Source organism: Prolixibacter denitrificans (assembly GCF_003014495.1).
Classification (GTDB): domain Bacteria; phylum Bacteroidota; class Bacteroidia; order Bacteroidales; family Prolixibacteraceae; genus Prolixibacter; species Prolixibacter denitrificans.
In genome coordinates, this window is sequence record NZ_PYGC01000004.1 from 222,912 (window position 1) to 246,954 (window position 24,043).

General features: G+C 45.6%; 25 protein-coding genes. 24 read left to right on the forward strand and 1 reads right to left on the reverse strand.

All coding sequences use genetic code 11. The features are described from left to right. Positions 1–2: 2 nt before the first annotated feature. The 6 genes from CLV93_RS09945 to CLV93_RS09970 all read left to right on the forward strand — a co-directional run bounded on the left by CLV93_RS09945 (position 3) and on the right by CLV93_RS09970 (position 6,541). The gene (locus CLV93_RS09945) at positions 3–986 is read left to right on the forward strand and encodes an FAD binding domain-containing protein (protein ID WP_106542050.1); all 984 of its coding nucleotides are present in this window, start codon (positions 3–5) and stop codon (positions 984–986) included. 4 nt (positions 987–990) lie between these two features. Then, entirely contained in the window at positions 991–3,192 is a 2,202-nt protein-coding gene (locus CLV93_RS09950; protein WP_211297796.1) for a xanthine dehydrogenase family protein molybdopterin-binding subunit, read from the forward strand. Positions 3,193–3,444: 252 nt separating this feature from the next. After that, the gene (locus CLV93_RS09955; RefSeq protein WP_106542210.1) at positions 3,445–3,825 is read left to right on the forward strand and encodes a GxxExxY protein; all 381 of its coding nucleotides are present in this window, start codon (positions 3,445–3,447) and stop codon (positions 3,823–3,825) included. Positions 3,826–4,152: 327 nt separating this feature from the next. Next, positions 4,153–4,800, forward strand: coding sequence for a hypothetical protein (locus CLV93_RS09960; protein ID WP_146141998.1), 648 nt, complete (start codon positions 4,153–4,155; stop codon positions 4,798–4,800). Further along, entirely contained in the window at positions 4,797–5,846 is a 1,050-nt protein-coding gene (locus CLV93_RS09965) for a sensor histidine kinase (RefSeq protein WP_106542053.1), read from the forward strand. The genes CLV93_RS09960 and CLV93_RS09965 overlap by 4 nt, the downstream gene beginning before the upstream one ends. After that, positions 5,843–6,541 (forward strand): LytR/AlgR family response regulator transcription factor, encoded by a 699-nt coding sequence (locus tag CLV93_RS09970; RefSeq protein WP_106542054.1) that lies wholly within the window; start codon positions 5,843–5,845, stop codon positions 6,539–6,541. Before CLV93_RS09965 ends, CLV93_RS09970 begins: the two co-directional genes overlap by 4 nt. Before the next feature lie 92 nt (positions 6,542–6,633). Here CLV93_RS09970 and CLV93_RS09975 read toward each other — a convergent pair whose 3' ends face one another. Next, a complete protein-coding gene (locus CLV93_RS09975; protein WP_106542055.1) occupies positions 6,634–7,632 on the reverse strand; it encodes a zinc dependent phospholipase C family protein in 999 nt (332 codons plus the stop codon). A 268-nt stretch (positions 7,633–7,900) separates the two neighbouring features. Here CLV93_RS09975 and CLV93_RS09980 point away from each other — a divergent pair, with 268 nt between their 5' ends. From CLV93_RS09980 to CLV93_RS10065, 18 genes are all read left to right on the forward strand, one after another. After that, positions 7,901–8,842, forward strand: coding sequence for an aldo/keto reductase (locus CLV93_RS09980; protein ID WP_106542056.1), 942 nt, complete (start codon positions 7,901–7,903; stop codon positions 8,840–8,842). A gap of 109 nt (positions 8,843–8,951) precedes the next feature. Continuing rightward, a complete protein-coding gene (locus tag CLV93_RS09985; RefSeq protein WP_106542057.1) occupies positions 8,952–9,452 on the forward strand; it encodes a GNAT family N-acetyltransferase in 501 nt (166 codons plus the stop codon). A gap of 924 nt (positions 9,453–10,376) precedes the next feature. Next, positions 10,377–10,979, forward strand: a complete 603-nt coding sequence (locus tag CLV93_RS09990; RefSeq protein WP_106542058.1) for a DUF6680 family protein — start codon at positions 10,377–10,379, stop codon at positions 10,977–10,979. Between the two features lie 150 nt (positions 10,980–11,129). Beyond that, the gene (locus tag CLV93_RS09995; protein ID WP_106542059.1) at positions 11,130–11,612 is read left to right on the forward strand and encodes a hypothetical protein; all 483 of its coding nucleotides are present in this window, start codon (positions 11,130–11,132) and stop codon (positions 11,610–11,612) included. A 51-nt stretch (positions 11,613–11,663) separates the two neighbouring features. Further along, entirely contained in the window at positions 11,664–11,906 is a 243-nt protein-coding gene (locus CLV93_RS10000; RefSeq protein WP_106542060.1) for a hypothetical protein, read from the forward strand. 107 nt (positions 11,907–12,013) lie between these two features. Next, positions 12,014–13,237, forward strand: a complete 1,224-nt coding sequence (locus CLV93_RS10005) for a glycoside hydrolase family 172 protein (RefSeq protein ID WP_211297797.1) — start codon at positions 12,014–12,016, stop codon at positions 13,235–13,237. A gap of 39 nt (positions 13,238–13,276) precedes the next feature. Beyond that, entirely contained in the window at positions 13,277–13,477 is a 201-nt protein-coding gene (locus tag CLV93_RS10010; RefSeq protein ID WP_106542061.1) for a hypothetical protein, read from the forward strand. A gap of 99 nt (positions 13,478–13,576) precedes the next feature. Continuing rightward, on the forward strand, positions 13,577–14,422 hold the full coding sequence (locus CLV93_RS10015; RefSeq protein WP_106542062.1) for a DUF5694 domain-containing protein: 846 nt from the start codon (positions 13,577–13,579) through the stop codon (positions 14,420–14,422). A 51-nt stretch (positions 14,423–14,473) separates the two neighbouring features. After that, entirely contained in the window at positions 14,474–15,250 is a 777-nt protein-coding gene (locus tag CLV93_RS10020; protein WP_106542063.1) for a PIG-L deacetylase family protein, read from the forward strand. An 87-nt stretch (positions 15,251–15,337) separates the two neighbouring features. Further along, positions 15,338–15,772: a cupin domain-containing protein gene (locus tag CLV93_RS10025; protein WP_106542064.1), complete on the forward strand. Its 435-nt coding sequence runs from the start codon at positions 15,338–15,340 to the stop codon at positions 15,770–15,772. 17 nt (positions 15,773–15,789) lie between these two features. Then, complete coding sequence (locus CLV93_RS10030; RefSeq protein WP_106542065.1) at positions 15,790–17,217, forward strand: nucleoside hydrolase-like domain-containing protein; 1,428 nt, start codon at positions 15,790–15,792, stop codon at positions 17,215–17,217. Between the two features lie 222 nt (positions 17,218–17,439). Beyond that, positions 17,440–18,243, forward strand: coding sequence for a hypothetical protein (locus tag CLV93_RS10035; protein ID WP_106542066.1), 804 nt, complete (start codon positions 17,440–17,442; stop codon positions 18,241–18,243). Positions 18,244–18,256: 13 nt separating this feature from the next. Continuing rightward, positions 18,257–19,168 carry a helix-turn-helix domain-containing protein gene (locus tag CLV93_RS10040; RefSeq protein ID WP_211297798.1) on the forward strand — a complete coding sequence of 304 codons (912 nt, stop codon included), beginning with the start codon at positions 18,257–18,259 and terminating at the stop codon, positions 19,166–19,168. Between the two features lie 85 nt (positions 19,169–19,253). Continuing rightward, positions 19,254–20,273, forward strand: coding sequence for an aldo/keto reductase (locus CLV93_RS10045; RefSeq protein ID WP_246187231.1), 1,020 nt, complete (start codon positions 19,254–19,256; stop codon positions 20,271–20,273). Positions 20,274–20,678: 405 nt separating this feature from the next. After that, positions 20,679–21,857 carry an esterase gene (locus tag CLV93_RS10050; protein ID WP_106542068.1) on the forward strand — a complete coding sequence of 393 codons (1,179 nt, stop codon included), beginning with the start codon at positions 20,679–20,681 and terminating at the stop codon, positions 21,855–21,857. Positions 21,858–22,052: 195 nt separating this feature from the next. Beyond that, entirely contained in the window at positions 22,053–22,625 is a 573-nt protein-coding gene (locus tag CLV93_RS10055; protein WP_106542069.1) for a sugar O-acetyltransferase, read from the forward strand. An 88-nt stretch (positions 22,626–22,713) separates the two neighbouring features. Further along, positions 22,714–23,202, forward strand: a complete 489-nt coding sequence (locus tag CLV93_RS10060) for a cupin domain-containing protein (protein WP_106542070.1) — start codon at positions 22,714–22,716, stop codon at positions 23,200–23,202. A 50-nt stretch (positions 23,203–23,252) separates the two neighbouring features. Beyond that, on the forward strand, positions 23,253–24,023 hold the full coding sequence (locus CLV93_RS10065) for an SDR family NAD(P)-dependent oxidoreductase (RefSeq protein ID WP_106542071.1): 771 nt from the start codon (positions 23,253–23,255) through the stop codon (positions 24,021–24,023). Positions 24,024–24,043: the final 20 nt, after the last annotated feature.

The following is a 24,043-nucleotide window of genomic DNA, read 5'->3' on the forward strand; positions in this document are numbered from 1 at the left end:
AGATGAAACCTTTCGAATATACGAAACCCAAAACGGTCCGCGAAGCGCTGTCCTCGGTAACCAAACATTCCCATTACATTGCCGGAGGTACCAACCTGGTGGACTTAATGAAAAAGCAAATCGATGAACCGGATAAGTTGCTGGACATAACCAACACCTTACCCGACCAGATCGAAGTAAAAGATAACGGAGTCGTCATCGGGGCGATGGTCCGGAATACAGCCATCGCTGTAAACAAAGCCATCCTGGAAAGCTGGCCGTTACTCTCCAAAGCCATTCTGAAGGGAGCTTCACCCCAGATTCGCAACATGGCTTCGGCCGGAGGAAACCTGTTACAACGTACCCGCTGTCCATATTTTTACGACCTGACGCTTCCGTGCAACAAACGAAAAAATGGCTCCGGTTGCGGCGCCTTAAAAGGGAATAACCGGATGGGTGCAATTATTGGCTATTCCGATGCCTGTGTGGCTGTTCATCCTTCAGACATGTGTGTGGCACTCGCCGCGCTGGATGCCAAGGTCAATATCCGGAAAGCTGACGGTTCGGAAGAGACGATGAACTTCCTGGATTTTCACCGGTTGCCCGGAAACAATCCCGAAAAGGATAACAACCTTCCGGAAAACGCTTTGATTACTTCCATCTTTGTTCCGAAGAACAACTTCAGCAAGCATTTCGAGTACCTGAAACTGCGCGACCGTGAATCGTACGCTTTCGCCCTCGTTTCGGTAGCAGCTGCCTTGGATATGGACGGGAACCAGATCAGTGAAGCCCGGCTGGCATCCGGTGGAGTAGCACATAAACCCTGGCGCTGGACCAAAGCCGAAGCCTTCCTGAAAGGGAAACAGGCAACCGCCGAGAACTTTGCCGAAGCAGCACGGATAGCTGCTGAGGATACCGCTCCCCTATCGACGAACGCCTTCAAGGTTCCTTTACTGAAAGGCGCGATAGAAACCGCATTACACACTTGTCTCACGAATAAAGCATAAGGTGATGAGCTACTTTTTTGACTCGAAAAACACGAAACAAATGCCGAAAGGTCGTGTGGAAGGGATAGCGAAGGTAACCGGCAAAGCAAAATATTCAGCGGAATATGATATTCCTGACGTAGCATACGGAGTGATGGTCGGAAGTACCATCGCCTCAGGAAGGATTCTAAAAATGCAGGTTGAAGAAGCGATGAAGGCTCCCGGCGTCATTGATATTCTTTCGCATGAAAATAAGCCTTATGTATCCGGTTTCTCCGGAATGAAAGAGATGCCGGACAATCGGTTCGGACTACCTGTTTTCTATACCGACAAGGTTTACTACAACGACCAGCCCATCGCCATGGTGGTAGCCGAAACCATCGAGGATGCCATGTTTGCCGCTTCGCTGGTTAAAGCGGAATACGAGGAAGCAATACCCGAAACGGACTTCGCAAAGAAAGTCAAAGAGGTATCGCTGAAAGAGACCGAAAACGACCGGGGCAGCGTTGGTGCATGGGAAAATGCGCCCTACAAGGTGGACCAGGAATATACCATTGCCAAGGAAATTCATAACCCGATGGAAATGCACGCCACCATTGTCCAATGGAAACCGAATGACAAACTCGTACTGTACGATAAAAATCAGGGGGTCAACCGGGTGCAGTCCGTCATCAGCAGCTTGTTCGATATTCCGACAGACAACATTCATGTCATCAGTGAATTTGTCGGAGGCGGCTTTGGAAGCGGTCTAAGAGTATGGCCTCATACCATCGCTGCAGTAATGGCATCCCAGCAAGTCAAACGTCCGGTAAAAGTGATGCTCACGCGTCCGCAGATGTTTACGATGGTCGGCTACCGGCCTGAATCGTGGCAACGGGTGAAACTGGGAGCCGATAAAGACGGTCAATTCATGGGAATCATCCATCAGGCCAGGAACAATTCTTCCAAAATACAGGGTTTCTCCGATGGAATTACCCGCGTTACCCGCAAAATCTACGGCTTTAAGAATGTAAAAACAGAGGAAGCCATCGTTGAACTCAACTTACCCATGCCGACCTGGAACCGTGGTCCAGGTGACACAACCGGTTGTTTTGGTGTGGAAAGTGCCATCGATGAATTGTGCCACGAACTGAAACTGGACCCGGTGGAAGTTCGTCTGAAAAATATCGCTCCTTACGAAATGGAAACCGGTCTGCCGTGGTCGACCAATTATCTGAATGAGTGCCTGGAAAAAGGTGCCGAACTGATTGGCTGGAAGAACCGTAATCCGGTTCCCGGTTCCCTGAAAGAAGGCGATTACAAAGTTGGTTACGGCGTTGCCGTGGGCATGTGGGGCTCCGGCCGTTCGTACACCGGCGCCTCCATCGACATGCAAAAAGATGGAGTTATCACCGTTCGCACAGCCATGACGGACATCGGGACCGGAACAGGAACTGGCATGCAAAACGTAGCTCACACAGTTACCGGTATTCCCAAAAGCATGATAAAGATCGAGCTGGGAAATTCAGATTTCCCTAAGGCTCCCAGTCAGGGTGGTAGCCGGGGAATGGCCTCCGTCAGTAGTGCAGTTTACGCCGCCAGTCTGGCGCTGAAACGAAAAGTGGCTGGTTATGCCTGGCCCGATAAAGATGCCAATTCCTTGAATATCGATGACATCTCGTTGTCCGATAAAGGCGTTACCTACAAGGACAATTTTGTTCCTTATGCCGATATCTTCAGCAAAAACAATCTCAACGACATCAAGGTAGAGGAATTTGCCGGGCCGGGTGAAGAGCGTAAGAAGTACGGCTTCTGCTCTTCTGCCGCGCATTTCTATAAAGTGAAAGTGCATGAAAAAACCGGTAAAATCAAGGTCGACCGAATGGTGATTGTGGTAGATGCCGGACGGATTATCAATCCGAAAGCAGCCGCCAACCAGGTGATTGGTGCCGGTGCCGGAGGCATTGGTATGGGCCTGATGGAAGAACAGCTGGTGGACTTCAAAACGGGGCGATTGATTGGCAACGATTTGGCGGGCTATCACTTTGCCGTCAATGCCGATGTGCCGCTCATCGAGGTTTCCTTTATCGGCAAACCCGATCCGAATATCAATCCGTCGGGAGCAAAAGGATTGGGCGAAGTCGGCATCATCGGAGCAGCGCCAGCCATTGCCAATGCTGTTTTCAACGCTACCGGGAAACGGGTACGTGATCTACCTATCACAGTTGAGCGATTTTTCAATGCATAGATAAATTCAAACAGATAGAAAGAGGCCGGCAATTTTTCCGCCGGTCTTTTTTATGAGAACCAGTCAAAGTGCCAATTAACACGATAACGAAGAGTGCGTCTCTCTGACGATTTACCACAAAGCTCACAAAGGAAACACAAAGGCCACTACGGAATCACTGCATTTACTAAAAGAGATTCGATCGGTTGCACATCTAATTTTTATAAATTGATTTGAGCTTTGATGAAATGCAAACCTACTAACCAGAACGCAATGAATGAAAATGAATTGTCTAAAATTGCTTTTGAAGCAGGGCTTAAGGTTCATAAGGCACTAGGACCTGGTCTACTGGAAAGTGCTTATGAAGAATGTCTTTATTTTGAGCTTTATAAGTTAAACCTAAGAGTAGAGAAACAAAAGGCTTTACCGTTAATATACGAAGAGGTTAAACTGGATGCAGGTTATAGAGTTGACTTATTGGTTGAAAACAAACTCGTTTTGGAAATAAAATCTGTCGAAGCGTTGAATGATTTACATTTAGCACAAATATTGACCTACCTCAAGTTGAGTCATAGTCGCCTTGGATTACTAATGAATTTCAATACTGTTTTATTCAAAGACGGAGTCCGGCGTGTAATTAATGGTTCAATTTGAAATAATGAATAATTCTTACCGAAGATCGATAACTCTGCCACTGCCACTGATAAGCTCGTCTTTCGGGCTCTGTTGAAAACTTTGTGCTTTGTGGTAAAAAACTAACCACAAGGAGCACTAAGAAAACTCAAAGTTCACAACGTGGTCTTGGTGTCCTTTGTGAAAAATCTTCGTGCACTTTGTGGTAAAGTGAGTATCCGAATGAAAAATCACCGTTAACTTTCCTTTTCATCGAAGAAACAAGCGTGTTCATCGAAAAAAATTGTCTGCAAGGGCTAGTTGAATTTACTTTGGTTACAGATTGTTTAACCACTAAATTCAATCGCCATGAAAACAAAAATGCTCCTGTTAACTCTCCTGCTGGCAGTAATCGTCAGCAGCTGTATAGTCAAGTCACTCCATCCTTTCTATAAGGCAAAAGATGTCATCTTCAAAAAGGAACTGCTAGGAACCTGGCTCGACCAGGAATCGAATAAATGGACCATTAAGCAAACAGTACATCATGCGGGAGGGCCAATTCCAGGCAATCCGGCCGATTCGTTGCAGAATAATTATTCGGTTTCGTATACCGATAAAGATGGCACATCGAAGTTTGTCGTCCATCTGTTTCAGCTCAACCACCAGCTATACGTCGATTTCTACCCGGACGATGTCAATGTTCCTGATCTAACTGCTTTCCATTTGGTAAAGGCACATAGCATTGCCAAAATAGGAATATCGAAAGACAGTTTGAGCATCAAATGGTTCAACGAAGCCTGGCTGGCTGATTTGCTTAAAAACAATAAAATCCGTATCTCACATGAAACTATTCACAAAAAGTATCAGGATGATTCCTATATCTTAACGGCATCGACAGATGAGCTGCAAAAGTTCCTGATAAAATACGGAACCGACCCGAATGCTTTTGTCGATAATCCCGATGCTAAAAACAAGGATGAAATCATGTGCTTTTATTTGAAACGGGTACAGCAATGAACATCGACAAAATAAAAAACATCTACCGGAACAGGATTGTACAGCATATCCTGTTTTGGTGTGTTTCGTATTACGTTTTGCTGAATCTGTTTACCCCTTCCGGGAAGATCGAAAAGATTGATATCATCTACACTATCTTGTTTCTGGTCACCATCATTCCCGGCATATATGTCAATCTATCGATTCTGATTCCCCGGTATTTGAGCAGAAATAGGTATTTCGTGTACGGAATACTGCTGGCTATGACAATACTGGCTACCGCCGGATTCAACCTGCTCTTTTTCGATAAATGGGTTAGCTACCTACTACCGGGATATTATTTCATCTCCTATTACGAGTTCTTCGACATCGTAAAATTTGTGGTCGTATTTGTCGGGATTACAACCCTGCTCAAGTTATCCAAGGGGTGGTTCGAACTGTCAGAAGCCAAACACCGCCTGAACCAACTACAGAAAGAAAAAGTGGAAACGGAGCTAAAAGCATTGAAAGGACAAATCAACCCGCATTTTCTTTTCAACAGCCTGAACAGTATCTATTCGCTGGCCCTGAGCCACTCCGACAAAACGCCGGAAATTGTATTGAAGCTTTCCGATATCATGCGGTACATTATATACGAAGCCAGCGTAGATAGAGTCGCTCTAACAAAGGAAATCAAATACCTGGAAGATTACATCGAGCTACAGAAACTGCGAACCGATAACCGGGCCACTGTTACCTTTGAAATGACCGGTACCCCGGAAAACATCCGGATTGCGCCGTTACTCTTCTTTCCGTTAATCGAAAACAGTTTCAAACACGGCATCAAAGGTGTCACCAGCCAATCGTTTGTTCACATCAATTTGCAGATGACAGAAGACCACGTTACCTTAACCGTGGAGAACAACAAGGGCGTGACCGATGACGTGGAAAAGAAAGAATACAAGGGGATTGGTCTTGCCAATGTGAAGAAACGGCTTGAAATGATCTATCCCGTCAATCATCAGCTAAGAATAACCGACGGGGAAGAAACGTTCAAAGTGGAACTAACCATCAACCATGCCAAATGAAAATCAGGTGCTTAATTGTTGACGACGAACCGCTATCGCAGGATGTACTGAAGAAATACATTGCCGATAGCCCGATGCTCGAACTGGTCGACATCTGTTTCGATGCATTTGAGGCGAACGACAAGTTGCAGAACGACGACATACAACTCATCTTTCTGGATATCAATATGCCCAAGCTTTCAGGTGTCCGGTTCGTTAAAACGCTAAGCAATCCACCGTTGGTTATCTTTACCACCGCGTATCCCGAATATGCCATAGAAGGCTTCGAGGTTGATGCGGTCGACTACCTGGTGAAACCGTTTTCGTTCGAACGATTTCTGAAAGCCATCAATAAGGCTGTCGAGAAAATCAATTTTGCCAATATGAAAACCGCGGCAGGCAACCGGTTTATTTTACTGAAAGCAGATAAAAAAGTGTACAAAGTCAATTTCGACGAGATAGACTATTTGCAGTCGTTTGGTGACTATATTAAAGTATTCACATCTGAAGAGTGCCTGGTGGTTCATGATACCGTGAAAAATATGCTGGAGCAATTGCCTCCGGAAGAGTTCCTGCGCATCCATAAGTCCTACATTATCGCGTTGAGCAAAATCCAGTACATCGACGGCAACCAGGTAAAAATAGCCGACCAGCTCATCCCGATAGGAGCCAATTACAAGGATGATTTACTGAAAACCCTCGGGGAAAAATCGTAAGGTATAGAAAGAAAACAGGGAATCAACACTTCGCCGGGTGGATGGCCCCGTTCGACATGATTGATTCCCTGCTTAAAAGTTAAGCTTATCGCTTAAAATTCCTTATTGCTCTTCAGGTCCGTCAGTTTGCCCTGATGGCACAACTGAAGTTCCCTCTTCAGCTCCGGCTGGTTTCTTTTGGTCTGTTCTGCCGGGTCGAGACTGGTCAGGTCCGGTTTTCCTGCATTCACCCATGCTGTATACCAAAAATCAGCTGTTTCCTTGATGGATTTCCGAAGTTGTTTCTCCACCATTCCGTTCAACGCCTTGTTATAAGCACGGGCATAGGCCGCTGTATGAATGGGTTGATGATACTTATTTCTGCGAATCTTGCCCGAAGCATCCCGCTCGAACACATCCCCTTTGAAGTGCTTCTTCAGTTCCCGGTCGGCCAGCAACAGCGTATCGGCCAATTGATGCGAATGGCGGAGAATCTTCCACACCTCCTGGTGAATATTTTTAATATACTTCGCCTGACCGCAGTTGTAGTTGTACTGGTCACCGAACATTTCGGGCAGTTGCGATTCCCAGAAGGAATGAATCCCCCGCTGGCCGGTCAACTGGCCATCGTGATTCACCGACGTATGCAACGGCATGTGAGCATCGCCGACATAATGCCCCAGGTCCGCCGCCAAAAACAGGATTTCGTTTTTCCTCTTTTCCTTAAAGGCAGTGGTCAACTTCTTCATCATCTCCTCGATGTACCAGGGGAGTATTCCGTTCTTCTGTAAAAACTCCGGTGAATATTTCTCTTCCGCCTCCTTCAGGGTAGCCGGCAAACTATCCAACGTTCCGTAGCTCTCCAAATCGATATAGTGCCGGGGTTTTTCCGCCTGGTAACGCAACGTATATTTTCGAATATCCGGAACCGTCGCCTCCGTTGTCATAAAATCGATATGATTGAAAAAGAAAGTCTGCATGGGAGCAGGAAGCGCCAACACAGCAGCGCGGTTGATATGCTCGTGCCCGAAGGTTCCCCATGACATCAGAAAAGGTGCCAGGAAGATAAAAGGAACAATCCGGCTCCAGTAACTCTTTAAAAAAAGTTTCATTGTTAAAAATTTATATCCGTCGAAGATTTCTGCCTCCAAAACTAATCCAAAGTTGCAACAATCGCTCTTTATTAAGAATAATTTAAAATAATGGTCATCTCTATAACGCTTACGCCCCCTCCGGATACTCAAATCAAATTTACTGGCAACGAACTTATTAAGATAAGATATCCGAAGAGAAAGGGAAATAAAGGGGTGAGGAGTGTGTCCACCTCATTTCTGACGAAATATTAGTATTTTGAGGCAAAATCAAACTAACAAGACTAAGATGAATCAGAAGAATCACAACAAGGGAATCAAACGTCGCGAGTTTTTGAAGACCAGTGCTGCCTTTGCCGGCACCGCCATGTTCATGGGAATGGGAACATCCCGATTATTCGGTGCGACCGGTCTGCCGGAAGTATCTATTGAAAATGTCACGCTGAACAATGGTGTAAAAATGCCCATTCTCGGGTTCGGAACCTACGGACTGAACGGTGAAGTATGCAAGGATAGCGTTGCCGACGCAATTTCGATGGGCTACCGTCTGCTCGATACAGCCACGGTTTACCGGAACGAAGAATTTGTGGGTGCCGGCATCAAACAAAGCGGGATAAAACGGGAAGAATTGTTCATTACCTCCAAGGTGTGGGTCGATGATTCAGGTTATGAAAAAGCGAAAAAAGCCTTTCAAACATCGCTGGACAAGTTGGGAACAGACTATCTCGACCTCTATCTCATTCACCGGCCACGCGGCGATGTAAAAGGTTCGTGGAAAGCAATGGAAGAGCTGTATAAGGAAGGCAAAATCAGGGCGATTGGGGTTAGTAATTTCGAGCCACACCAGCTCGATGATTTGATGGCCGGTTTTGATGTAACGCCCGCCGTCAATCAAATCGAATCGCACGCCTTCTTCCAGCAAAACAAAGCCCATGCCTACATGAAGCCACACAAGATACAAATGGAAGCCTGGGCGCCGTTAGCCGAAGGCCGTAATGGACTCTTCACCAACGAAACGCTGGCAGCCATTGGCAAAAAGTATAACAAAAGCAACGCACAGGTCAGTTTACGGTGGCACTACCAGCGAGGCATCATTGCTATTCCGCGCTCGTCGCAAAATGCGCACCGGATGGAGAATCTCAACATTTTCGATTTTGAGCTGACTGAATCCGATATGCGAACCATTGCCCCACTCGACCTGAACAAAACGCAGTTCCCCGAGTGGAGCTAAAATAGTATTCAACAGCCCGTTGTGTGAAACGACGCTTAGTCCTGAAAAATCACGAAGGCCTTGAGTTTCACACAACGGGTTTCAACGAAATAATTGTCTGAAAAACCACATGAAATTACCTCCTTACGATACGTTCCCGAACATTTCCGGTGACAAAGTCTCCCTGCGACAAATTCAACCATCCGATATCCCCGCCATTATCGACATTTCGTTCTATAACGCCGTCAAGGCTTCAACCACGGAAGAAGCCATGGAAATGCAGGAGAAAATCGATAACGATTACCAGGAAGGTAACTCCATCCACTGGGGCATTATCGATAATGCATCCGGCGATATCGTTGGCACGTGTGGTTATTACCGGGGATTCTACGGAGGCGCAGGAGAACTGGGGTGTGTCCTGCTGCCCCGGTTTCAGGGACAAGGTTTTATGACCGCCGCCCTGCAACTGGCCATCAACTTTGGCATCGGGCAGATGATGCTCCGCCGCATCTGGGCGGCTACCGCAACCGAAAACCATAAAGCCGGGAAGCTATTCGAACGACTCAACTTCAAAGAGATGAGAGAACTACCGGATGGAGAGATTGAGTTGGAGTTGGTGCGAAAAGCATAATCGTCGTTAGCTCTACTCACACCTCTCTAACCTCAATCTTAGCAATTAAGACGCAGTCTGGATGGGGTGAGTAGAAATTAACAGCCAATCCATAAGCGAAGCATTATACCGCGTAGCGGTTTGGGTATGGTAGAATAGCAGCGTTGAATGCTGACATTTCCCCGTAGGGGATGCACAAATAGTCTATTCCGGTAAAAGGTATTTTTAATGTATAACTCCTACGGAGTAACGGTCTTCCATTCAACGTTTCGCTACAATACCGGATGCCCTACGGGCAATGGCTATCTTGGTTACTGGTAAGAAATGGATATTCCGGTTGCAGTCAGGATGGGGTGAGTACTATTTCCTATACAGTGAATTACCCACTACACCCCTTGCCAGCAAGTCATTCGTACCCGATGAAGACCGGATTGAACGCACTGAAGACTGAGATGTACCTGTTGAAGACCCAACCGTAGTTACTAAAGGCTGAATTGTAGTTGTTAACACATGAAATGTACCCGTTGAAGACTGAAATGTAGTTATTGAAGACCGGCCCGTAGGCTCTAACGCCTGAATCGTAACCTACAACAGCCGTTTCAAGCTGTTCTGTTCATGCTTCCGGGTATTTCGTTCACTCTTCTGCCACTGAAGTCAGCATACTTTTACCTTTGTCTCTCATGCAAAGATGTCAGACTCACGCTTCATGCAATTCCGCCCCTACTTTCATGACAAAATACGGTTGACCAGCACGTTCAGTTCGCCTGTATAGTACAGCACCAGGCAAAAGAACGCCTACACGCCATTAGCAGTTATCCGTTCGCCATCATTCAGAGGTTGCTAAATAGCAGTTGCCGCGTCATTGGTTTATGATAAGTTTTTGCTAATTTGAACGTCGTAAAACTAACGGATGGAATTAAACCACACGAGAATACAAAATCAGAAATGAACGATTCATCAGAATTAGTACATGTAGTAATCGATAGTGACTTATTTGCTTACTTAACGTTCGGAATAAGCACATTAATTCTCCTAGTAACTGCATTAGCTGTTTGGAGAGCACCGATAAAGGCAGTTGAGATTGGGAAAAAACTTTCTGACAAACAGAAGAAAGACGAAGATAAAAGAAAGCTCTTTTTAACGCTTTTCGCTCTGAGAGGTACTCCTGTAAACTACGACTTTGTGATGGGGCTGAATCAAATTGAAATAGTCTTTCAAGGACACGATAGTGTGATAAAAGCCTGGAGAACCCTTCGTTTGGAGTTGCAAAAAGACGAGACCGAAGAACAGCGTAAAATTTGCATGGATAGAACATACAAACTGTTGAAACAGATGGCTAGTGATTTGGATTACCCAGAAACAAATGAATCAATGGATACCTATCATTACTATCCCAAAGGATTTGAATTTCTAGCCATGAGAGATAACAACTTGAAATTAGCTCAATCCGATTACTACAAGAGAAGTATCGAGTTTTATGACCTGATGACGGAAGTCTATCAAGAAGCTCTATTACAAAAACAGAAACAAAAGGATGCACAACAATAAAGTTCTATTAAAAAACTACGTAAGGTAACAAACTGTAACATGGCAGGCAAGAACTTTTTAGGTCTGGCAATATATCTCCTGGAAATACCCCCAGTCTCATATAACTTACAGCAGGCACAACTTATTAGATAACAATAATTGAAAAAATAAATGACTTTAGAAAACTTGTCATACATTGCAGTAATACTTGGAACTTTTGCAACAGGGTCTTATTTCTTATTTAGATCATACAGAGATAAGCAAAAATATTATCGAAGAAAGTTACATGATAACTGGCTCAATGAAGGTGATATTACTTTATCCAAATTTGAAACTCATTATGTTTTTCTAGAACTAGAAATTGAACTCGATTCAGGAGAAATCGTAGGTATCATAAACTCAAGAAATAAGAAAACTGACTCTGAAATGAGAAATGTCTCAGTAAACGGAAAACTTAGACTTCGCAAAGGAAAAATTAAATTATCGAACATTGAGCGACAGGGACAACAGATAGACTATGGCAAACTAAAAATCAAACTAGACAAGTATGGGAATAGCCTTACAATCAAGAATATTAGTAAAAATTACATCTATTTGCCCTTCAAGACAACATTAAGGAGAGAAGGCAAAAAGACATTAGAGACACACAATTAAAAACATAATCACTAAAACACTTAACCGCGCAAGCATTAAATTAATTAAACTATGAAAACACAAGATTTTATTAAAGTAAGAGCAACATCACAAAATATCCATGATACAAACGATACAAATGAAGTTCAATTCTATCTAAATGTATCAACGATCAAAATAATCACACTGGGTGGAGAAATACATTTAACAGACAATGGAAACGATACAAGAGACGGATTTCTTTGGAATGGCGATTTGCGGTTCACAAATATTAGGATACATGAAGATATTAATCTTGAAGACCTCCTGAACTAGTAGATCAAATAAATTAAATCACAGGAATCCAAACCGACGGCCAATATTTTGCATATTGTCTGACTACAGACATAAGAACTGGAGCAAACCAACTAAACCAACACGTCATGAAACACACCGGTAACCTACTCATTGTTGCACTCCTTTTCCTGGTTTCCTGCCAGCAAAAGGCGGAGCAGCAGGTCCAATCGATGTACTCTTTTCCGGAGCAAACCCAATCGCGTTGGATTAGCTTTGAGAATCCGCAAGGAGAAAAGGGGAAAGGTGGCATGGAGAACTTTGGGGCCAAAGGACATCCGCAGGACAGCATTGGCGCCGGCGCTACCCAGGTGTTGATGGACATCAAAGGTAGCGGTGTTATCAACCGGATGTGGGTAACCATTAATGACCGGAGTCCGGAAATGCTGCGTTCACTCCGCATCGATATGTATTGGGACGGTGAAAGCAAACCAGCTGTTTCAGCTCCTTTCGGCGATTTCTTCGGCATCGGTTTGGGCCGGATGACCGCTTTCGAGAATGCATTGTTTGCCGACCCGGAAGGACGTTCGTTCGTTAGCTACATCCGGATGCCCTTCAAAACCGGGGCAAAAATTACACTCACCAACGAATCGGATCAACCGGTTTCAGCCCTGTTCTACGACATCGATTACCTGTTGACGCCCTGGAAGAAAGACAACCTCTATTTCCATTGCTACTGGAACCGGGACACCGCCACCACGCCCGGCGTCGATTATACCATACTTCCCGATGTATCGGGCAAAGGCCGCTTCCTGGGGACCAACATCGGGGTAAATGCCAACCCGGCCTACGGAGATTCGTGGTGGGGCGAAGGCGAAGTGAAAATGTACCTCGACGGCGACACGAAATATCCGACGCTGGCCGGAACCGGAACCGAAGATTACATTGGTACGGCATGGGGACAGGGCCAATTCATTACGCGGTACTCCGGCTGTAGCCTGGCCGACCGCAAAAACAAGCAATGGGCCTTCTACCGCTATCACATCCCCGACCCCATCTATTTTGGTTCCGATTGCCGGGTCACCATCCAGCAAATCGGTGGAGCTCCGAAAGCCCAGGTAATCGAAATGCAGGAGAAGGGAGCGAAACTCATCCCGGTCACCATCCACGATGGCCGTACACTGCATCCTATCTACAAAAAGGATACGGTAGTGAATCTGGCAACCATCCCCTATAACGGATGGACCAACTTTTACCGTTCCGATGATGTTTCCTCAACCGCTTATTTCTATCTCGATCAACCCACGAACGATTTACCGGCTTTAAAGCCGAGAGCCTATCGGGTTTATCATGTAAAAACGGGTAAGGAATAAAAACTTTTCAAATCCAAACGTCAAACAAAAGACCTTAATATGAACCTGCAAAAACTACGAATCGGTCTCATCCTCTTTTCCGTTATCCTCATCATCGTGATTTTAACGGTGCTGTTCGACTATTCGGACTTCGGTTGGGGAAGCAATCAATCCAACTACATCGCACTTTTGGCGAACATCGCCTTGATTGGCTCCAATTGGGTGTCGTATGTCCATGTATTGAAGACGGAAAAACAGTAAAAATAAAGCCGTTAACCTATAAACGTTAATAATCTATACCAGCTAATGTAACAACTTCCGGGAGCTTGGCGTCTTATGGTTTATAATTAACATAAAGACATGCACAAACTACTGACCTTTCTACTGGGAGTATTTCTCTTCACCAACGCATTGCCGCAAAGCGATGAAATCACTCCCCAAACTAAAATCATGACGTTGGGCGTTTTCCATTTTGCGTACCCGAACCTGGATGCCATCCAAACAAAAAAAAAAAATCAAATCTCTGTTCTCAACGAACCGTATCAATCGGAAATTATCGCCATCGCCAATGCCGTCAGCGAATTTCGTCCGACTATCATTGCTATTGAAGTGACTCCCGACCAGCAAGGCAAAATAGACTCTCTGTACGCACTTTACCGCGCCGACCAATTCACCTTAAGGAAAGGTGAGGTTTACCAGCTAGGCTTCCGCATTGGGAAGATATCGAACGTACCGATCATCCATTGTGTCAACCACTGGGGAAGGCATTACAAATCGATTGAAGCACTGTTTAAAGACAGCATCCGGCAAAGTAAATTTGTGGAATACTTCCGGAATTCGCCCGATTCCATTTATGAACCTCACCGCGCGCCAACCAAAGTGAAAAACATCATCGATGAATTGAAAAAGCTGAACGATCCGGCTGCAATCCGCGAACGGTTATCGGTATACCTGCTAAACCCCTTCAAGTATGAGGAAAAGCCCGGTGACTTCACCGGTGTTGACTTCGAAACCGGGCGATGGTTCAACCGCAACCTGCGCATCTTCCGGAACATCCAGCGGATACAACACTCCAGCGACGACAGAATTCTATTAATCATTGGCCGTGAGCACCTGAACCTGCTCAACCTGTTTTTTGATGTTTCGAAGGAATTTGAACTGGTTTCACCCCTTCCCTACCTGGAAAAGGCTAGTCCGGATAATTGATGTTTACTCGTTTTCCATTACATTTAGGTTCCTAACTAAACACCAAATGCTATGACAAAAAATTCACGCAGACAATTCCTGACCCAAACCGTCCCCCTCACCATCGGTGCGACGATGGGAATCACCCAGGCAAATGCGATGGGAAACAGCCCGTCCACCTCATCGGGAAAGAAATTGAAACTGGTCGTAGTCGGAGCTCATCCCGATGACCCCGAAACCATGTGCGGTGGCGTCATGGCCTTGTACGCCAATACCGGGCACGAAGTGGTTTCAGCGTATCTGACACGGGGAGAAGCAGGTATTGAGGGTAAATCGCATGAAGAAGCGGCCAAAATCCGCACCGCCGAAGCCTTGACGGCCTGCAGGATTCTGAAATGCCGCCCGGAGTTCCTGGGACAAATCGACGGGAATACAGAAATAACGAGGGAAAAATACGGTCCCATCAGCGATTTCCTGGAAAAGGAAAACCCGGACATCATCATCACACACTGGCCCATCGATACGCACCGCGACCACCGGATTTGTTCCAATCTGGTGTACGATGCCTGGTTACGGATGAAAACCAAACCTACCCTCTATTTCGGTGAAGTGATGACCGGAGCGCAATCACAGAACTTTGCACCGACCGACTATGTGGATATCACGGGCGTTATCAAGCAGAAACATGAGGCTTGTTATGCCCACGTCAGTCAGAAAGTTGACGAATGGTACCCGAATGATCACGCCAGAATGGAAGTGTTTCGCGGAATGGAGTTCGGATGCGACTACGCCGAGGCCTTTGTGCAGCACGTCCGAAGTCCCGGGGATAATCTGAATGAAGTGGGTTGAAAGCAATCGACAACCTACATACTGTTCTCAGAATTTCGCCTAAAAGCTTAAATTCAACACCTCAACATATAACTAAACCTTCAACTGATGAAAAAGGTATTCCTTAGCCTGGCGGTTTTGCTTTTGATTTGCAACATCTCACTGGCGCAAGACCAACCGGATTCAACAAAAACAAAGAAAAAGTACACCATCGAGAATTGCGTCACCAAGTTCTCAATGGATAATACGGTTAAAACCAAAGTTGGCTACCAGTTCTGGTTTGCCGATAAAGACTTTGTTGATGGCCGCACCCTGAAGATGAGCGTGGTGGCCCCGCATTCTGCCACACACGCGCCGCACAAACATGCCGAAGATGAATTCTTTTTCGTTCTGAAAGGCACCGCCGAATTCTACCTGGATGGAAAAACCATGACAGCCGGACCGTACGCCAGTTTCTATTGTCCTTCGAATGTCATGCACGGCATCCGCAACGTGAACGATACAGAACTGAAATACCTGGTGATAAAGAAGTATTTAAAGTAATCGTCTATTAAAGAACTATGTCAAAGAACTTTCTATTCCTCGTCGTTTTGATGCTCAGTGCCTGCTCACTCTTTGGGCAGTCAATAAAGAAAAGCCGGCTCATTGTACTTTCGGATATTGAAGCAGAAGCCGATGATACCGAATCGTTTGTCCGGTTGATGTTGTATTCGAATGAAATCGATATCGAAGGACTAATTGCCACCACATCGGTCTGGAAGAAAACGAGTGTAGCTCCGGAAGCCATAAAAAAAATAGTTCGCGCCTATGGTAAGGTTCAGCCCAACCTATTAAAACACGAAGCTGGTTTCCCAACTGCTGAAACCCTTTTGGCTAAAGTGAAACATGGTTTGCCGGTATATGGCATGAAGGGTGTTGGAGAAGGCAGGAACTCAGAAGGTTCTGACTGGATTGTGAAAGTACTGGAAGAAAACGACGAGCGGCCTTTGTGGATAGCCGTCTGGGGAGGAGTCAATACCCTGGCACAGGCACTCTACACGATAGAACACACAAAATCGAAAGCCGAAGCCCGAAGGTTGATCGCGAAACTCCGGGTGTATACCATCTCCGACCAGGACGACAGTGGTATATGGATTCGGAAAAATTTTCCCAAGCTGTTTTATATCGTCAGCCCCGGTGATGATTACGGAAGTGCCACGTGGATTGCCATCAACAGTTTTATAACCGGTATCGACAACCATAAAATCAGCAACTCGTGGTTGGCCGAAAACATTCAGCAAGGGCACGGTCCTCTTGGTGCAGAATATCCTGATGTCGCGTACGGGATGGAAGGCGATACGCCTTCGTGGCTGTCACTGATACCGAATGGATTGAATGCGCCTGAACATTCCGACTGGGGCGGTTGGGGCGGCCGGTACGAACGGTACGAGCCCGATTTTGCCAAAGAGAAGAGAGGCAGTTCCGGCGTTCCGCATCAACCGGAACCGCGGGCCATCTGGACCAATGCAACCGACACTTACACACCTACGCTTCCCCAGGAATATGGACGTACCATCAAGCTGGATACGGCTACGTTTACCGGCAATAAAGTAAGTTTATGGCGCTGGCGCGATGATTTTCAGAACGATTTTGCCGCCCGGATGGCCTGGTGCACCGAAAGCTACCCGGAGGCTAACCACCCTCCTGTTCCCGTACTGAGTAGTCCCAATGAGATAACCGTCAAATCGGGGGAAGGTATTTCGCTCAATGCCAGCAATTCATATGACCCGGATGGAGACAACCTCAGTTTTCAGTGGTTCAGTTACCCGGAGGCCGGCTCCTATAAAAAAGCACTGATTACCCATACGGAGAATATGCACAAAATATGGTTCGTTGCTCCCAACGTGCAGAAAAAGGAAACGGCTCATATTATCCTGAAGGTAACCGACAAAGGCACACCTCACTTATCGAGGTATCAACGAATCATCATTACCATTCTACCTGAATAATAAACATCTGAAACTTGAAATTATGCCCGAGGTAGACCACTCTGTACACTGACTGGTTTATTCCGGGCATGATTTGTACGATTGCTTTAAAGTACAAGAGAGTAATACGGCTTGTATATCCGAGCACCTATTGTTTGATTTTCGTAACTATCCGTTTGAATTTCGTTATGAGCAGTTCCTTCTATCCCATATCTTTGCCCGGTAAACTAACTAATTGGGTTAATGAAAAGAAATACAAATTATTTCGGGAAACCGTTATTAGCAGCATTATTTTTATTGACTACCTGTTTCACATTTGCTCAGAGCTCCGACAGTACGGACATTTTCAATCATTTTTCCGGCGCTATTTCCATTACGAATAAAGGAATCTCCACGGTTCCCTCGTTTACACTGGGAAAACCAGCTGCCGAACTGGACCTGTGGGTAGGCAAAGGCAATTTGCGCTTCGAACCCATTATTCGCATATCGATGGAGGGAAAGCCCTGGTCGCTGATATTCTGGTGGCGCTACAAATTCGTTGAAAATGAAAACTTCCGGTTCAGAGTAGGAGCTCACCCCGCCTTGCTTTTCAAAACCGTAACAGCGGAAACAAACGGCGTTTCCCAGGAAATTATCCGGACCTACCGGTACCTGGCAACCGACCTTGCCCCCACTTTTTTTCTTACCAGAAATATCAGTGTTGGTCCCTATTACCTCTATTCGCGTAGCCTCGAAAAAGATGTGGCGCGAAACACGCACTATATTTCCATGGTGGGAAGTTTTTCAAACATCAAACTATTTGAAGATGTAGCGTTTGGTATTACTCCACAGGTCTACTACCTCAGGCTGGACCAACGCGATGGCCTTTATGCCACATCAGCTTTTTCTCTGACCAAAAAGGATTCTCCGTTTTCCATTGCTGCCATCATCAACAAAAAAATCGATAGCCAAATTGCAGGAGAGGACTTTTTATGGAACGTAAGCCTGGTTTATTCGTTCAATAAGAAATATGTTGCATCGGAAATGTCCTTCATCAATAAAGATTAACTTAACTGATAAAATGGATTTCAAGATGGAAGATGCAGAAAAATTAGAAGAATTTTACCAACGGAAATTCGACTGGATACCCGATAACATTCACAACGATCTGGGACATTTCAATGTATTCAGGGTTGAACCTTTTACCGTAAAGCCACCTCGCCCGGTTCCTTACCGGAGGCGCGATTATTACAAAGTCACCCTGATTATCGGGGAGAGTACCATACACTATGCCGACCGGGTTTTAAAAATCGGAAAGCAGGCGCTGGTCTTCTCCAACCCACAGATTCCCTACAAATGGGAACATTCCGAATCGATGCACAGCGGCTACTACTGCATTTTCAACCAGCATTTCTTTCGACAATACGGCAATCCGGAACAATATGAAGTATATCAGCCGAATGGTTTGCATGTGTTCGATTTGTCGGACGAACAGGTGGCAAAGGTTAGTGGTGTTTACGAGCGAATGTTCGAGGAAATCAACTCCGATTACATTCACAAGTACGATGTATTGCGGAACCTGGTATTTGAGTTGCTCCATTTTGCCATGAAGATGCAACCCAACTCCAACCTGGTAAAACAACAAATCGATGCCAATCAACGCATTTCCACATTGTTTATGGAACTACTTGAGCGCCAGTTTCCCATCGATGATTCTCATCCCAAAATCAATCTTCGCTCCGCATCCGACTTTGCCACACAATTAAATGTGCATGTTAATCACCTGAACCGGGCGATAAAAAATACCGCACAAAAAACAACCACGCAGCTTATCTCCGACCGCATATTACAGGAATCCAAAGTAATGCTGAAACACAGCAGCTGGAATATCTCAGAAATAGCCTACGCGCTCGGCTTTTCGGAAGTAACTCACTTCAATAACTTCTTTAAAAAACACACGGAAATGACACCTACAAAATTCAGGAATGTTTGATTTTCGTAACTAGTGGTTTGAAATCTGTTAGTTCTTTTGTCGAACTGTGGCAACCGTTGTAACACTACGCTAAAAACATCAGAATATGACAACAGAAATTCAAAAACGAAAACTCGGAAACAGTAACCTGGAAGTTTCCGCCATCGGTCTGGGCTGCATGGGAATGAGTTTTTCCTATGGTCCGCCCAAAGACAAAAAAGAGATGATTTCCCTGATGCACGCAGCCATCGAACGGGGAATCACCTTCTTTGACACCGCCGAAGTGTACGGTCCTTATATAAACGAAGAATTAGTGGGAGAAGCACTGGCTCCTTTTCATGACAAAGTTGTTATTGCCACCAAGTTTGGTTTTAACATCACGCCTCATAACGATCCCAGGGGCATGAAAGGCCTACCCGCTCTGAACAGCCGGCCGGAGAACATTCGAAAAGTGGCTGAAGAATCGCTTAAACGCCTGAAAATAGAAGCGATCGACTTGTTCTACCAGCACCGTGTTGACCCTAATGTTCCGATGGAGGATGTAGCCGGAACTGTCAGCGATCTGATCCGGGAAGGAAAGGTGAAACATTTTGGATTATCTGAGGCAGGCGTAAAAAACATACGGCGTGCCCATGCGGTACAACCGGTTACTGCTTTGCAAAGTGAATACTCCCTCTGGTGGAGAGAGCCGGAGGAAGAGATCATTCCCACGCTGGAAGAACTGGGCATAGGATTGGTTCCTTTCAGTCCGCTGGGGAAAGGTTTTCTGACGGGAAAGATAGACGAAAACACCACTTTCGGTAGTAATGATTTTCGCAGTTCTGTTCCACGCTTATCAGCCGAAAATATCAGGGCCAACCTGGCATTCGTTGACTTTATCCGCCAAATTGCTGAAAAGAAGAACGTCACACCGGCACAAATTGCGCTTGGCTGGTTGCTCGCTCAAAAACCATGGATTGTTCCCATTCCGGGTACGACTAAATTGCATCGGTTGGAAGAAAACATTGGAGCCGCTTCCGTTGAATTCACGCCGGATGAACTCCAGGAAATTAACACAGAAGCATCTAAAATCAATCTGCTGGGAGGTAGATATTCAGAAAATGCCCAGAAACTGATCGACCGGTAAACCGGTTTGAAAAACGATATAATAAAGCAAACTCCGGGGAAAAGTGCGTTGAGAAAAACTGAACGCTTCGTTCCCCGGAGTTTTTTGTCAGGAATAGTACCGTAGATCGCGAATAAGGGTATTTATTTAAGTAATTTAGGTAGACGATAAAGATTAAACCAAACCAACATTATAACGTCCAAACATATGCGGCTGAAAAATCTTTAAAAGAGCATCTTATACAGAAAAACGCTGGTTTAACTACCCCCTTGCACTCCGATTCCGTAATATGGGTAATTAAATCAGTAATGCGTATAACAACCGGCTAATCAATTATCAGGAACTTTGCATTGTCAATCTGATAAAAGTGAAGTTTATGATATCTGAGAAATACAATACTTACAAATCAACTAATACCAACTAATCATGAAACAACTTCTCTTCACCTTACTTTTCGCATTCGTTTCCTGTTTGTCTTATGGGCAGCAGGATCTATTTCATTCTAATCCGATTGTTTCTCCGGAAATAAATGCAGACCACACGGTCACTTTCCGAATTATGGCACCAAACGCTAAGGAAGTAAGCGCTTCCGGCAGTCTGGATGGTGAGCATGCCTTTGCAAACATCACTTATGAAATGCAAAAAGGAGACAGTGGTGTCTGGACCTTCACGACGCCGGTTTTGCCGTCCGAATTCTACCGGTACCATTTTACGGTAGATGGTGTGCGAACCGTTGACCCGGCCAATGCTCATGCCATTCGTGATGTGGGTAACATCTCGAATGTCTTTCTTATCGGTGGCGGCAAAGCTGACCTCTACAAAGTTAACGACGTTCCTCACGGTACGGTTGCTTACCGGTGGTACAATTCCCCCGGGAATGGTATGATGCGCAGATTATCGGTTTACACTCCTCCGGGTTATGAGAACAGTACAGCGAAATTCCCTGTTTTGTACCTGTTTCATGGCGTTGGCGGTGACGAAGAAGCCTGGTTAGGTTCAGGAAGAGCATCTGAGATTATGGATAACCTGATTGCCCAGGGAAAGGCTGAACCCATGATTGTGGTGATGACCAATGGCAATGTTTCACAGGAGGCCGCACCAGGTGAAGGAATTCAGGGATTCGTGAAACCGACATTTATGCTTCCGCATACCATGGACGGGAAGTTTGAGGAGACATTTATCGATGTGATGAAATTCATCGAAAGCAATTACCGCACTCCGGCAACAAAAGAGAGCCGTGCCATAGCCGGCTTATCTATGGGAGGTTTTCATACAGCGAATATTTCATTGTATTATCCGAATACCTTCGACTATGTGGGATTGTTTTCATCTGCATTGGGTGTTCGTCCGATGAACAACAATCCGTCACCGGTATACCAAAACCAGGATGAAAAACTCAAACAGCAGATGGAGAATGGATACAAACTATACTGGATGGGCATGGGTGTTGACGATATGCCCATGATTTACAACGGAAATAAGAATTTCAGGGAAAAGATGGATAGCATAGGCATGAAATATGAATATGTAGAATCCAAAGGCGGACACACCTGGAATAACTGGCGCGATTATTTATCCATTTTTGCCCAACGATTGTTTAAGTAGAAAATACCCCATACTTCATCGGCAGTTTTGTGAGCAACGATAAGGCTGCCGGTGATGCTTCCTCAATGGTACGAACAGGATACCATGGTTTGAAATTCTTATTCATTGGATTGATTATCGTTAACCGCTTTTTGCACGCGCTCCAAAATACCTAAGCGGGAAAGCAGGATTTTCAATCGAAAAAACAGGAAGTGTATGAATCAGGCCAACAGAGACATTTTTGAGAGACTTCAATCGGGAGAGTCAGTTCCGTATACCGACCCTCAACACAAACAGATAGCAGACGCAGGTGCATACACGAGAAAGTTGATAGCAGAACTCAACACTTCTGCCGACGTGGACCATATACGCAGCTTGTTAAGTGAAATTACGGGTACGAAAATCGATGACAGCACCATCGTATTTCCTCCTTTTCACATCAATATCGGGAAGTTTACCCGTATCGGGAAAAACGTATTTATCAACTTCTCCTGTACCTGTCTCGATATGGGAGGTATTACCATCGAAGACGATGCACTGATCGGCCCTAATGTAAGTCTGCTGACGGAATACCATCCGCTGGAACCATCGCAAAGAAAAGCGCTTTCGGTGCAACCGGTTCGTATCAAACGTAATGCATGGTTAGGAGCCGGAGTGACCATTCTTCCCGGCGTTACGGTTGGCGAAAATTCAGTGGTGGCAGCAGGAGCCGTTGTATCAAAAGATGTGCCTGACAATACGGTGGTAGGTGGCATTCCCGCCAAGGTGATGAAAAATCTCGGGGAATAGCTGGCGAACAGCGAAAGCCCGAAAGGCACTATCACGACAAAAGCGAGTAAAGACTGACAGGCAAACTAATCACTAAAACAGTTGACATATGAAAACAATCAGCAAGAAAGTATTATTCGTTGCGAGTGTTACGCTCTTCGTCATGTTCAGCATGGTTTGTGCCGGACAGGAACCGACAGCAAAAAGTGACGGAATTTTCCCGGAAGGAAGATTGGCTCCTGCCAAATTCTTTACAGGAAATGCGTGGGTGACCGGATTGGTAGCTAACGACTCTGTTTTTACCACCGCAGCCGGAAGCGTGTTCTTCGAAGCCGGCGCCAGAAGCAACTGGCATCTGCACCCGAGCGGTCAGATTCTGATCGTCACTTCCGGAGTGGGTTATCACCAGATTAAAGGACAGCCCATCGAGATCATCCGGAAAGGCGATGTGGTCAAGTGTCCGCCCGATGTTTTACACTGGCACGGTGCTTCCAAAGACAGTAGTATGTCACATATCTACATTCTGCCGAATACTGAAAAAGGCATGGTTGAATGGAAAGGTCCGGTGACAGACGAAGAGTACGCAAACATCGACTAAGTATAAGGGGTCAGAACGAACCAAATGGTGTCTCATAAAATTGAACTAGCATGGCAAGAATATTCATAACAGGCTCATCCGACGGACTTGGACTTTTAGCTGCTAAAGCACTGGTCTCACAAGGCCACCAGGTGGTTCTTCATGCCCGGAACGAGGAACGGGCAAAATCCGCGATGAACGACGTTCCAGGTGCTGAAAACGTTCTCATCGGTGACTTGTCGAGTATGGAAGAAACTAAACGGCTGGCGGAACAGGTGAATAAGTCCGGCCCTTTCCATGCCATAATACACAATGCGGGAATCATCAACTCACAGGGTAACACCAAAAGCAGTGATGGATTGCCGAGAATATTTGCTGTAAACACCATTGCTCCTTACATCCTGACAGCGATGATCAAGCGGCCTGAACGATTGATTTACCTCAGTTCGAGCATGCATCGGCAGGGTGAAGCAAGTAAAGACAGGTTGGAGTCTATTCTCGAAGGCAAAAATTTTCCAAGCTATTCGGATACCAAGTTGCATGACTTGATACTGGCACTTGCCGTAGCCCGGAAATGGCCGGAAGTATCTTCCAATGCGGTTGATCCGGGATGGGTCCCCACCAAGATGGGCGGCCGAAGTGCACCGGATGACCTGGAAAAGGGATTCCTTACCCAGATTTGGTTGGCCGTCGGGCAGGATAAAGAAGCAACTATCAGTGGCCGCTACCTGCATCACCAAAAGGAAATGAATTGTCACCCGCAGGCGAAGGATGAAGGAATTCAGGAAAAATTATTGTCAGTCTGTGAGCAATTAACAGGGATACCATTCCCCCATCGATAAACCAAAATCTCTAATACGTA

Bases quoted from the DNA above. Each gene is read 5' to 3' on its own strand.
- CLV93_RS09945 (WP_106542050.1), top strand. From the start codon at position 3: ATGAAACCTTTCGAATATACGAAACCCAAAACGGTCCGCGAAGCGCTG.
- CLV93_RS09950 (WP_211297796.1), top strand. From the start codon at position 991: ATGAGCTACTTTTTTGACTCGAAAAACACGAAACAAATGCCGAAAGGT.
- CLV93_RS09955 (WP_106542210.1), top strand. From the start codon at position 3,445: ATGAATGAAAATGAATTGTCTAAAATTGCTTTTGAAGCAGGGCTTAAG.
- CLV93_RS09960 (WP_146141998.1), top strand. From the start codon at position 4,153: ATGAAAACAAAAATGCTCCTGTTAACTCTCCTGCTGGCAGTAATCGTC.
- CLV93_RS09965 (WP_106542053.1), top strand. From the start codon at position 4,797: ATGAACATCGACAAAATAAAAAACATCTACCGGAACAGGATTGTACAG.
- CLV93_RS09970 (WP_106542054.1), top strand. From the start codon at position 5,843: ATGAAAATCAGGTGCTTAATTGTTGACGACGAACCGCTATCGCAGGAT.
- CLV93_RS09975 (WP_106542055.1), bottom strand. From the start codon at position 7,632: ATGAAACTTTTTTTAAAGAGTTACTGGAGCCGGATTGTTCCTTTTATC.
- CLV93_RS09980 (WP_106542056.1), top strand. From the start codon at position 7,901: ATGAATCAGAAGAATCACAACAAGGGAATCAAACGTCGCGAGTTTTTG.
- CLV93_RS09985 (WP_106542057.1), top strand. From the start codon at position 8,952: ATGAAATTACCTCCTTACGATACGTTCCCGAACATTTCCGGTGACAAA.
- CLV93_RS09990 (WP_106542058.1), top strand. From the start codon at position 10,377: ATGAACGATTCATCAGAATTAGTACATGTAGTAATCGATAGTGACTTA.
- CLV93_RS09995 (WP_106542059.1), top strand. From the start codon at position 11,130: ATGACTTTAGAAAACTTGTCATACATTGCAGTAATACTTGGAACTTTT.
- CLV93_RS10000 (WP_106542060.1), top strand. From the start codon at position 11,664: ATGAAAACACAAGATTTTATTAAAGTAAGAGCAACATCACAAAATATC.
- CLV93_RS10005 (WP_211297797.1), top strand. From the start codon at position 12,014: ATGAAACACACCGGTAACCTACTCATTGTTGCACTCCTTTTCCTGGTT.
- CLV93_RS10010 (WP_106542061.1), top strand. From the start codon at position 13,277: ATGAACCTGCAAAAACTACGAATCGGTCTCATCCTCTTTTCCGTTATC.
- CLV93_RS10015 (WP_106542062.1), top strand. From the start codon at position 13,577: ATGCACAAACTACTGACCTTTCTACTGGGAGTATTTCTCTTCACCAAC.
- CLV93_RS10020 (WP_106542063.1), top strand. From the start codon at position 14,474: ATGACAAAAAATTCACGCAGACAATTCCTGACCCAAACCGTCCCCCTC.
- CLV93_RS10025 (WP_106542064.1), top strand. From the start codon at position 15,338: ATGAAAAAGGTATTCCTTAGCCTGGCGGTTTTGCTTTTGATTTGCAAC.
- CLV93_RS10030 (WP_106542065.1), top strand. From the start codon at position 15,790: ATGTCAAAGAACTTTCTATTCCTCGTCGTTTTGATGCTCAGTGCCTGC.
- CLV93_RS10035 (WP_106542066.1), top strand. From the start codon at position 17,440: ATGAAAAGAAATACAAATTATTTCGGGAAACCGTTATTAGCAGCATTA.
- CLV93_RS10040 (WP_211297798.1), top strand. From the start codon at position 18,257: ATGGATTTCAAGATGGAAGATGCAGAAAAATTAGAAGAATTTTACCAA.
- CLV93_RS10045 (WP_246187231.1), top strand. From the start codon at position 19,254: ATGACAACAGAAATTCAAAAACGAAAACTCGGAAACAGTAACCTGGAA.
- CLV93_RS10050 (WP_106542068.1), top strand. From the start codon at position 20,679: ATGAAACAACTTCTCTTCACCTTACTTTTCGCATTCGTTTCCTGTTTG.
- CLV93_RS10055 (WP_106542069.1), top strand. From the start codon at position 22,053: ATGAATCAGGCCAACAGAGACATTTTTGAGAGACTTCAATCGGGAGAG.
- CLV93_RS10060 (WP_106542070.1), top strand. From the start codon at position 22,714: ATGAAAACAATCAGCAAGAAAGTATTATTCGTTGCGAGTGTTACGCTC.
- CLV93_RS10065 (WP_106542071.1), top strand. From the start codon at position 23,253: ATGGCAAGAATATTCATAACAGGCTCATCCGACGGACTTGGACTTTTA.